Source organism: Actinomyces bowdenii (assembly GCF_017592395.1).
Classification (GTDB): Bacteria; Actinomycetota; Actinomycetes; order Actinomycetales; family Actinomycetaceae; genus Actinomyces; species Actinomyces bowdenii.
On record NZ_JAGFOU010000008.1, the window covers coordinates 24141 to 34261 of the forward strand.

A 10121-nucleotide genomic window follows, 5' to 3' on the forward strand; every position below is an offset into this window, starting at 1 on the left:
CCGATGAGTTCACCGGCACAGGGCCCTGCGGGCGGGCCTCGCACCCTTCAGCTGCTCTACAGCAATGTGGACCGGGTGGTCGATGGGAGGGAGACCTCCGGCTGGCAGACGATGGCCCGCTCCTCACAACTCGATGATGCCACCGCCGCCACGATGCACTCGCTCATCGAGCCCTCCCTGGCGCCCATCACGGCGCTGCCGGGATTCCCCACGCCCGAGGAGGTGGCGGGCGCGGACAGGCGCATGGCCCAGATCCCGACCTCCGCGGGCCTGGCGGTGGTCCACACCGCGCCTGCGGGCAAGGACACCACGGGGCGCCCCAACACGATGAGCCATGTGCTGCTCCTCCAGGCGGAGCCGAGCGCGCCCCGCTTGCGCACCATCGACCTGTGGCGCTCACCGGGCTGGGTCGCCCCTTTCGGGCCCGACCGGGTGCGCGTGGCCGAGCTGCCCGACCCCAGCGCCATCGTGCCGGGCCATGCCGTCGACGACGACGCGGTGGCCGACTTCATCGCCTCGGGCTCCAGGGCCGGGGCCCTGGCAGCCCTGGCCGATGCCCTGGAGCCGGTGCTCTCAGGCGCCCATGATGCTGCCTCCCCGGGCGGCCCGACGGTGGTACTGGCAGTGGACTCGACCGATGAGGCGGCCCTGTGGATCGGCGCGCTGCTGCGCACCTGCGCCCCCGCCCAGGGCAGGCGCCTGGGCTACTCAGTGCTCCAGCGCCTCTCCACGGCCACGGATGTGTCCATGCTGCGGGAATCCCCCCTCCACCTGGCCTGCGTTCCGCGCCAGGACCTTGAGCGCCTGGACGCCATGGCCAGCGGGCTTCGGATCATCGACCCGGCGGCCTCCGCCCACGGCGCTCAGCCGGACGGCGGCGGGGATGATGGCCACCACGGCGGCGGGGGCGGTGGGCAGGCCTCCGGTGACGACGGGCCGCGCACCACCTGGGGGGCGCTGGTCCTGGCCATGGCACAGGACCTGGGCACGTGGGTGGCCGCCTACGAGGGCATGGGGGAGATCCTGAGCCTCATGGACGACCATGAGGACCTGACCCCGGCCTGGCCCCTGGCCATGGCTGAGGCCTGCGAGCCCGGCGTGCTGGGCCCGAGGCTGCGGGAGGAGGGGGAGGGCTCTATCGAGCAGGCCCTCATCGCCTGCCACCCCAGGGCCCTGACCAGTGTCGACTACCTCGCCAGTGTCGTGGCCGAGCGGCTCCTGGGCTCATCGCAGCGCCACCCCGCCCACTGGTACTCCCTGCTGGCGGCCGTGCCCGAGCACAGTGGTGGCAACCGGGCGGTCAGCGGCCTGGCCACCAAGTACCTCGAGGCGGTCTGCACCGACCGATCCTGGCTGACCGACCTGGAGCGACCCGCACTGGAGCCGGCCACTCGCGTGCTGGAGGAGTGGAGCCGCCAACCCCATGGCGCCGCCGTCATCGATCGATGCCTCACGCAGATCCTGGCCGCCCCCGGTGGCATCATCCCTCCCATCGCGGCGGCGCCTCCGCACGGCCCGGGGCTCGAGGGCCGCAGCGGGGCCTCGAGTCCCGATGGGCATGCCCTGGCGCTCCAGCTCACGGCGCTCGACCGGCTCATGCGCGATGGCCTGGCTCTGCCCACGGCCGCAGTCGGCCCGGTCCTCTCGCAGATCGGGGAGGCGCTCTGCCGCCGGGGAGGGGATCCGGGGCTGCGCTCCCAGATCCTGGGCCTGCCCATCAGCCGCAGCACCAGGCAGCTGGTGGCCACGGAGGTCGAGGCCCGGCTGCGCGAGCGCCCCGATGCCCCAGCCGGGAGACGGGGCGCCCCGCCCCTCCTCGATCCCCGGGTCCTGGACTGGCTCACGCAGGGCGCACCCGTCCCTGACCTTCCCCACCTGGAGGCCCAGGCCGCACTGGCCCTGCTCATCGACGGTGGGGGCGAGGCGGGCCGGGCCGTCAACGCCTTGAGGTCCCTGGCCAGTCTCGGTGCCAGTGCCGTCCTGAGCCCCGAGGCCCTCCTGGCCCTGCAGGGCACCGCCACCCCGGCGCAAGCAGCGCAGCTGCCCACCGACTGCCGGCACAGGGGCGACATTCTGGCCGCGGCGCTTGCCCGCGACCCCGACTCCGATGCGGCGCGCCGGGCAGCCGCCGATTTCCTCATCAGCCGGGGCCACCCCGAGAGCGATTTCGCTGCCAGGGCCTATACCACCATGTCCGTGGGAAGCGCCATGAGCCTGGTCGTGCTCAGTGCGGCCGTGCCGCTGCCGACCCTCCTGACCACAGAATCGGGCCGGGCCCGCACCTATGCGCTCAACGTCCTGTGCGCCGCCCGGGTCCTGGAGTCCTCGCCCCTGCTGGCACGGGCGCGCCCCGTGCGCCACTGCCTGGATCGGGCGCTGGCGCTACTGGTGTGCAGTGTGTGGAGCGGAGTGCCCGTGAACCTGACTCCCCCGGGCGCGCCGCCCCCGCCGCGGGCGTGGGAGCGGTACCTCGATGAGGTCCTCTCCGGCACCGCCGGGCGTCTTGAGGACCCAAGTGAGCCGGACCCAGGGCCCGCCGACTGGGACGGGGACCGCCTGGGCCGCCTGGTGCCGATGGTCGAGGCCCTGTACGCCGTGAGCCTGGGCAACAGGCCCCCGCAGAGGCTGGAGGACTGGGCCAACCGGGTCCGGGCGGAGTTGGAGAACGATGAGTCCCTCTCCTCACCGGTGCTGCGCCAGCGCGACGAGGTGGCCCTGGCCGCCCTGCGCAGCACCGCCTCCCTGCTGGGCCGCTCCTGGCCCGGTGCACTCGATGCCCTCGAGGCGGGGCTGAGCGCCGGCCTGCCCGATGATCCGAGCGCACGGAGATGGCTGGCCAAGCAGCTCATGGTCATCGGTCGGCCCGGTGGGCGGGGGCTGCGCATCTTCGGATGAGTCCTCCTCCCCACACCCACCACACAGCCCGATGATGATCCCGGAAGGAAGGAGCCCCTGATGCCCGACATTCTCCAGAGCGGACAATGGGAGACGCGCACCGTCTCGCCCCGCGGCGCCGTCGAGCTCAGCCTCGTCTCGCCGGTGCCCGCTCGCCTTGAGGCCCTGGGCACCGCCACCCGTCCCAAACATCTGGGGGCGTCCCGCGACGCCCTCGCCTTCCCCGCCTCCGCCGTCGTCTCCGGCCGGCCCGTGTCCGTGAGGGCCGTATGCGGGGATGATGGAGTCTTCCCCGGCGACTGCACTGTGGACCTGGCCGTGGACTGCGACCAGGGGGCCCAGTCCCTCATCATCCGCGGCATCCCCGTGGCCGGGCACAGCAGCGCCCCCCTGCTCCAGCTGGACCGCCAGGACGGGGTGATCACCGTGCGCCCCGGGGAGGGAGGCAACGCCACCCTGGGCTTGGGCGGCTGGCTCGCCCGGAGGAGCCAGGAGGCGGGACAGGCCCTGGCCCCCACGATCACCGAGCTGGTCGTGGACACCTCGCCCTCCATGCGGCACCACCAGGAGCGGGTCGAGGCGCTCACCCGCTTCCTGAGCGATCTGTACACTACCGTGGGAGCGCCGCCGCTGCGCCTGACCCGGGCGAGCATCAACGGTGCTGATCGCGATGGCGTCGGGGCGGTCGCGCCCGGGCCCGCCCCGCAGGGCAGGCGAGTGGTCATCACCGACCTCCCCCTGGAGGCCGGCGCTGCCGAGAGCATCGTCATCGGCGATCCCACCCTGGCGCAGGCGCTGCACGGACCCGGTGCGCCCTTCCTCATCCCCGACCAGGACGCCTGGCACGAGCTGCTCAGGCGGGATCCCGCCTTCACCTCCCACAGCCTGGAGGCCCTGGCCGCGCTCGCGGCATGGATCTGTCAACCCTCTCAACAATCGATGGGAGTCGCGCGATGAGCACGGCATGCCCCTACTGCTTCACGATCCTGACCACCGACGAACTGCTCCTGCGCTGCACCGGGGAGTGCCCTGAGCGGCCCGACCAGCAGGCGAGCTCCTACATCGGCTACGAGGTCTCGACGACGCCGATCTACCGCCAGGCGATCAGCGCGGAGGTCCGAACCCTGAGCCCGAGCTACCCATGCCGCCGGTGCAAGTCCATATGCACCCAGGAGGTGTGCCCCACCTGCCATCGCGATCTGCCCTCGGGCTGGAAGCAGTCCCGGGTCTTCACCATGGCCATCACCGGTCCGCGCGGTGCGGGCAAATCGGTCTACATCGCGGTCATGGTCGAGGTGCTCAAGCGTTATGCCGAGTTGCGGGCCTGCACCCTGACACCCTTCGACCAGTTGACCCGGGACAACTACGCGAGGCTGTACCACACGCCCCTGTACCGCGAGAACGCCGCGATGGGGGGCACGCAGCGGCTGCACATGACCAAGCCGCAGGGCGGTGGTGATCCGCTGATCTGGGAGGTCTCCGGGGCGGGCGTGGAAGGGCGGCTGTACCTCGTCATGCGCGATGTCTCCGGGGAGGATATGGAGCAGCTCGCCGGACGCGTGCCCGCCTTCAGCTTCCACGACCGTGCCGACCTGGTCATCTTCCTCTTCGACCCGATCATGCTGGACTCGGTGCGCCAGGTCCTCTCCGGTCTCATCCCCGACGTCAATGAGGACCGCCTGGGCTCGGCCTCCAGGGAAGTGCTGCCCAAGATCCTGGGCCTCATGGAGAGCGGGCATGCCAGTCTGGCATTGACGATCTCCAAGTTCGACTCCCTCCACAAGGTCCCGCAGGCCAACAACCCGATGGCCCCGGCACTGGCCAACCCGGCGGCGCACTTCAACCGCGATGACACCATGCGCCGCGGCGCCCTGGGCGGGCACGAGTCCGCCAAGGAGCTGGAGAGGGACCTGGCCTTCCTGGACGCCGAGGTGCGCGCCCTGTTCGACCGGATCGGGGAGCACAGCGTCACCATGATGGCCGAGCAGGCCGCTGCCAGTGGGAAGATCTCCGGCCTTCAGCACTTCACGGTCTCCGCGGTGGGGGAGTCCCCCAAGCACGACAAGCAGCTGACCGAGCGGGGCATCTCCCCCTTCCGCGTCCTCGACCCGGTGCTGTGGGGCATGGCCCGTGCCGGGATCATCCTGTAGGCCGGCCTCGTGAGCACTGTAGTCGGGGCCGGGGCGAGCCGCGGCCGGCCGGAATCGCCGGACGGCTCCGGGCAAGCGGTGTCTGCCCACGGCGAGAGCCCGCTGCGAGGAGGCCGCTGAGCCGGGAGGAGCACGTAGGCTCTCGGGGGAGGCCGGCGCCCGCCGTCGGCCGCCCCGACCGCTTCCGGAGGAGTCTTCGCCGTGCCCCTGCCCTCACGCCCAGGACAGCCGCCCGCCTCATCCTCGACCCCGGCCATGGCCGCCGGGCCGACCACCCAGGCCTTCAGCCCGGCCGATGAGACCTCGGCCTTCCCCATGCCCGGGGGAGGGCAGGGCGATGAGTCCTATGCCGAGCAGAGCGGGCACGTCGGGCAGTACACCGCGGCCCTCCCTCAGTACACCGAGGCCTTCCCCGGCTCGGCCGACCCCACCTCGGCCTTCCCGGCCCCCGACTCCGCCGGGTACGAGGCCCAGGCCGGGCACGGCGGCCAGTACACCGAGGCCTTCCCTCAGTGCACCGAGGCCTTCCCCGGCTCGGCCGACCCCACCTCGGCCTTCCCGGCAGGGGCCGCCCACACCTCGGTCATGCCCGCGGCGGGCGGCTCGGCAGTGCCCGGAGCGCCGGTGCGCACCACGGTCATGCCCACCCACCACCGGCCCGCCCGGACCCCGCCCGAGCCGGCCCGGCAGCCGGAGCCCCGGCCCGCGCCCCAGCCGGCCCCTCCGCGCTGGCGCCCTGCACCGGCCGAGCCCGCGGGCCTCCCGCCGGTGGGGCTTCCCCGGCCCCCGCAGCGACGGCGCACCCTCGCCCTGCCCCTGGGCCTCCTCATGCTCCTGGCCACCCTCGCCCTGCTGGGCTGGGGGACCTACAGCCTGCTCATCTCCCTCCACGTCTTCGATCTCGCCCAGGGGGACACCAGCAGCCTCGACCAGACCGCCGCGGGCGCGATCATCGGCGGCGCGGTCCTGGCCCTCCTGACCGTCATCACGAGCCTGGTGGCAGTCGCGCGCTCCAAGCCCAAGACCGCCGCCATCGCCCTCATGCTCGGCGCCCTCTTCCTGCCCCTGGGGGCTGTGGCCGCGGGAGGCTACTACGGCGGCCAGATCCTCAAGGACCGCACCCTGGCCCAGGCCCATGAGGTCACGGGCCAGGTCGATCCCGAGCAGATCGATGCCCTCCTGGGCCAGGTGGAGTCCGCGGGCATCGACGTGCCCTGGCGCGAGGAGCTCGTCGGCATCCTGCGGGGCGCCGACCAGGCCACCGCGCCCGCGGATGCTCCCGGCTCCGGCGAGGAGGCCGAGCAGGGTGATCCCGCCGACCCCGCCGACCCTGCCGAGGAGGGCTACTCCGGCGAGCAGGCGGAGCAGTAGCTCCACAGCTCCACTGCAGAATGCGAGTGCGGGGTGCAGAATGCGAGCACCCCATACTCGCATTCTGCACCCCGCACTCGCATATCAGGCCCGGCGCCCGCCCTCCCGCAACCGCCCCTGGCGCCCTCCTGCCGCGCCCCATCGCGCACTCGCCCATGCCCCACGGGATCCCTCCCGCACGTGCGCAGTCTCACGGGACCCAGCCGCCCGCGACTCTGGCCCGGCGCAGGACTGAACCGGTAGCCTTGCCCGCGGTGCCCGCACGCCGGTCACCGCTCTTCATTCCGTTCCCAGCCGCTGATCACCGGATCGCGGCCACGCGGGTCTGCCGCGGCGGGAACCGACGGGCCCCTGCCACGGGGCTCCGGACGCCACCGCCCCTCATGGGCCTGGCGGGCCGGCCCTCCCCGCGGCAACGTGCGCCGTCAGGCGGGAGGGCGTGGCGCAGCGCGGGCAGCACAGTACGTCCATGCACGTCAAGATGGAGAATCCATAGTGCCCACGATTCAGCAGCTGGTCCGCAAGGGCCGCTCGACCAAGCGCACGGCGTCCAAGACGCCCGCGCTGAAGTCCAGCCCGCAGCGTCGTGGTGTGTGCACCCGCGTGTACACCACCACCCCCAAGAAGCCGAACTCCGCCCTCCGCAAGGTCGCCCGTGTGCGCCTGTCCACCGGGATCGAGGTCACCGCCTACATCCCCGGTGAGGGCCACAACCTCCAGGAGCACTCGATCGTGCTCGTCCGCGGTGGTCGTGTGAAGGACCTTCCCGGTGTCCGCTACCACATCGTGCGCGGCTCCCTCGACACCCAGGGTGTCAAGGGACGCCAGCAGGCACGCTCGAAGTACGGCGCCAAGAAGGAGAAGAAGTAATGCCTCGTAAGGGTCCCGCGCCCAAGCGCCCGCTCGCCGTCGACCCCGTCTACGGCTCGCCGGTGGTCACCCAGCTGGTCAACCGCGTGCTGCTGGACGGCAAGAAGTCCACCGCGGAGCGGATCGTCTACGGCGCCCTGGAGGGCGTGCGCTCCAAGACGGATCAGGACCCGGTCTCGGTCCTCAAGCGCGCCCTGGACAACATCCGCCCCGCCCTGGAGGTCCGCTCCCGCCGCGTGGGTGGCGCCACCTACCAGGTGCCCGTCGAGGTCCGCCCCGGCCGCGCCACCACCCTGGCCCTGCGCTGGCTGGTGGACTTCTCCCGGCAGCGCCGTGAGAACACGATGACCGAGCGCCTCATGAACGAGATCCTCGACGCATCCAACGGCCTGGGCGCCGCGGTCAAGCGCCGCGAGGACATGCACCGCATGGCCGAGTCCAACAAGGCCTTCGCCCACTACCGCTGGTAATACCGGCCGCTCGCGGCTCGGCCGCGCCCGCGCCTCCCGCTGCTGCGGATCGACGGCGCGGTCACGGATCCCGCCCCACTCGCCAAGACCTCACGAACGAAGGACATCACTCGTGGCACTCGACGTGCTGACAGACCTCACCAAGGTCCGCAACATCGGCATCATGGCCCATATCGATGCCGGTAAGACCACCGTGACAGAGCGCATCCTGTTCTACACGGGCATCAACTACAAGCTGGGCGAGACGCACGACGGCGCCTCGACCATGGACTGGATGGAGCAGGAGCAGGAGCGCGGCATCACCATCACCTCCGCCGCCACCACCTGCTTCTGGAAGAACAACCAGATCAACATCATCGACACCCCCGGCCACGTGGACTTCACGGTCGAGGTCGAGCGCTCCCTGCGCGTGCTCGACGGCGCCGTCGCGGTCTTCGACGGCAAGGAGGGCGTGGAGCCCCAGTCCGAGACCGTGTGGCGCCAGGCGGACAAGTACAACGTCCCGCGCATCTGCTACATCAACAAGATGGACAAGCTGGGCGCCGACTTCGACTTCTCCGTCCAGACCATCCGCGACCGCCTCCACGCCACCCCGATCGTCCTGAACTTCCCGATCGGCGCCGAGAACGACTTCTCCGGGCTGGTCGACGTCCTTCAGATGCGGGCCATCCGCTTCCCCGAGAAGGACGCCGACGGCAAGGACACCCGCGGCTCGGTGGTGGAGTACGAGGAGATCCCCGCCGAGCTCGTGGCCAAGGCCGAGGAGCTGCGCGGCCAGCTCGTCGAGACCGTCGCCGAGGCCGACGACGCCCTCATGGAGAAGTACCTGGAGGGCGAGGAGCTCACCGTCGAGGAGCTCAAGTCCGGCATCCGCAAGCTGACCGTGGCCGGTGAGGCCTTCCCGGTCCTGGCCGGCTCCGCCTTCAAGAACAAGGGCATCCAGCCCGTGCTCGACGCCGTGCTGGACTACCTGCCCTCGCCCCTGGACGTCCCCGACGTCGAGGGCCACGCCCCGGGCAAGGAGGAGGAGGTGGTCACCCGCCCGGCCGACGAGAAGGCGCCCTTCTCGGCCCTGGCCTTCAAGGTGGCCACCCACCCCTTCTACGGCAAGCTGGTCTACGTGCGCGTCTACTCCGGCAAGGTGTCCCAGGGCGAGATGGTCCTCAACGCCACCAAGGGCAAGAAGGAGCGCATCGGCAAGCTCTTCCAGATGCACTCCAACAAGGAGAACCCGGTGGATGAGGCCCACGCCGGTCACATCTACGCCTTCATCGGGCTCAAGGACGTCACCACCGGCGACACCCTGTGCGCCCAGGGTGCCCCGGTGGTCCTGGAGTCCATGACCTTCCCCGACCCGGTCATCCACGTGGCCATCGAGCCCAAGACCAAGGGCGACCAGGAGAAGCTGGGCGTGGCCATCCAGAAGCTCTCCGAGGAGGACCCGACCTTCACCGTCTCCCTCGACGAGGAGACCGGCCAGACCGTCATCGGCGGCATGGGCGAGCTCCACCTGGACGTCTTCGTGGACCGCATGCGCCGCGAGTTCAAGGTCGAGGCCAATGTGGGCGCCCCGCAGGTGGCCTACCGCGAGACCATCCGCAAGAAGGTGGAGAAGGTCGAGTACACCCACAAGAAGCAGACCGGCGGCTCCGGCCAGTTCGCCAAGGTCCAGATGATCTTCGAGCCCCTGGTCCGCGAGGACGGCGAGGCCGCTCACTACGAGTTCGCCAACGCCGTCACCGGTGGCCGCGTGCCCCGCGAGTACATCCCCTCGGTGGACGCCGGCGTCCAGGACGCCATGCTCACCGGCGTGCTCGCCGGCTACCCCATGGTGGACATCAAGGCCACCCTGGTGGACGGCGCCTACCACGAGGTCGACTCCTCCGAGATGGCCTTCAAGATCGCCGGCTCCATGGCCTTCAAGGAGGGCGCCAAGAAGGCCTCCCCGGTTCTCCTCGAGCCGGTCATGGCCGTGGAGGTGCGCACCCCCGAGGAGTACATGGGCGACGTCATCGGCGACCTGAACTCCCGTCGTGGCATGATCGCCTCGATGGAGGACGCCGCGGGCGTCAAGGTGGTGCGCGCCAACGTGCCGCTGTCGGAGATGTTCGGCTACGTCGGCGACCTGCGCTCCAAGACGCAGGGCCGGGCCGTCTACTCCATGACCTTCGACTCCTACGCCGAGGTTCCCAAGAACGTCGCCGACGAGATCATCGCCAAGGTCAAGGGCGTCTGACGCCCCATGCCGGGGCTGCTCGCGCTCAGCGATCAGCCCCGGCGCCCCCCCCCCCCCCCCGGGGGGGGGGGGGGGGCGGGGGGGGGGGGGGGGGGCGCGGGGTTGAAAACAACAACAAGATCGAGCCGG

7 protein-coding genes are annotated in these 10121 nt (G+C 71.3%); all 7 read left to right on the top strand.

Annotated features, from left to right (window positions below; all coding sequences use genetic code 11):
• Positions 1–3 precede the first annotated feature (3 nt).
• The 7 genes from J5X07_RS04920 (at position 4) to fusA (ending at position 9992) form a co-directional block, all read left to right on the top strand.
• The gene (locus J5X07_RS04920) at positions 4–2895 is read left to right on the top strand and encodes a GAP1-N2 domain-containing protein (protein ID WP_208478879.1); all 2892 of its coding nucleotides are present in this window, start codon (positions 4–6) and stop codon (positions 2893–2895) included.
• Positions 2896–2955: 60 nt separating this feature from the next.
• On the top strand, positions 2956–3852 hold the full coding sequence (locus J5X07_RS04925) for a hypothetical protein (RefSeq protein WP_243896485.1): 897 nt from the start codon (positions 2956–2958) through the stop codon (positions 3850–3852).
• Positions 3849–5045, top strand: a complete 1197-nt coding sequence (locus J5X07_RS04930; protein WP_124932657.1) for a hypothetical protein — start codon at positions 3849–3851, stop codon at positions 5043–5045. Before J5X07_RS04925 ends, J5X07_RS04930 begins: the two co-directional genes overlap by 4 nt.
• Positions 5046–5246: 201 nt before the next feature.
• The gene (locus tag J5X07_RS04935; RefSeq protein ID WP_124932656.1) at positions 5247–6416 is read left to right on the top strand and encodes a hypothetical protein; all 1170 of its coding nucleotides are present in this window, start codon (positions 5247–5249) and stop codon (positions 6414–6416) included.
• 495 nt (positions 6417–6911) lie between these two features.
• Positions 6912–7286 carry a 30S ribosomal protein S12 gene (rpsL, locus tag J5X07_RS04940; protein ID WP_026428007.1) on the top strand — a complete coding sequence of 125 codons (375 nt, stop codon included), beginning with the start codon at positions 6912–6914 and terminating at the stop codon, positions 7284–7286.
• Complete coding sequence (gene rpsG / locus J5X07_RS04945; RefSeq protein ID WP_124932655.1) at positions 7286–7756, top strand: 30S ribosomal protein S7; 471 nt, start codon at positions 7286–7288, stop codon at positions 7754–7756. The genes rpsL and rpsG overlap by 1 nt, the downstream gene beginning before the upstream one ends.
• A 112-nt stretch (positions 7757–7868) precedes the next feature.
• Positions 7869–9992, top strand: a complete 2124-nt coding sequence (fusA, locus tag J5X07_RS04950; RefSeq protein ID WP_124932654.1) for an elongation factor G — start codon at positions 7869–7871, stop codon at positions 9990–9992.
• Positions 9993–10121 lie beyond the last annotated feature (129 nt).

Bases quoted from the DNA above. Each gene is read 5' to 3' on its own strand.
- J5X07_RS04925 (WP_243896485.1), top strand. From the start codon at position 2,956: ATGCCCGACATTCTCCAGAGCGGACAATGGGAGACGCGCACCGTCTCG.
- J5X07_RS04930 (WP_124932657.1), top strand. From the start codon at position 3,849: ATGAGCACGGCATGCCCCTACTGCTTCACGATCCTGACCACCGACGAA.
- rpsG (WP_124932655.1), top strand. From the start codon at position 7,286: ATGCCTCGTAAGGGTCCCGCGCCCAAGCGCCCGCTCGCCGTCGACCCC.
- J5X07_RS04920 (WP_208478879.1), top strand. From the start codon at position 4: ATGAGTTCACCGGCACAGGGCCCTGCGGGCGGGCCTCGCACCCTTCAG.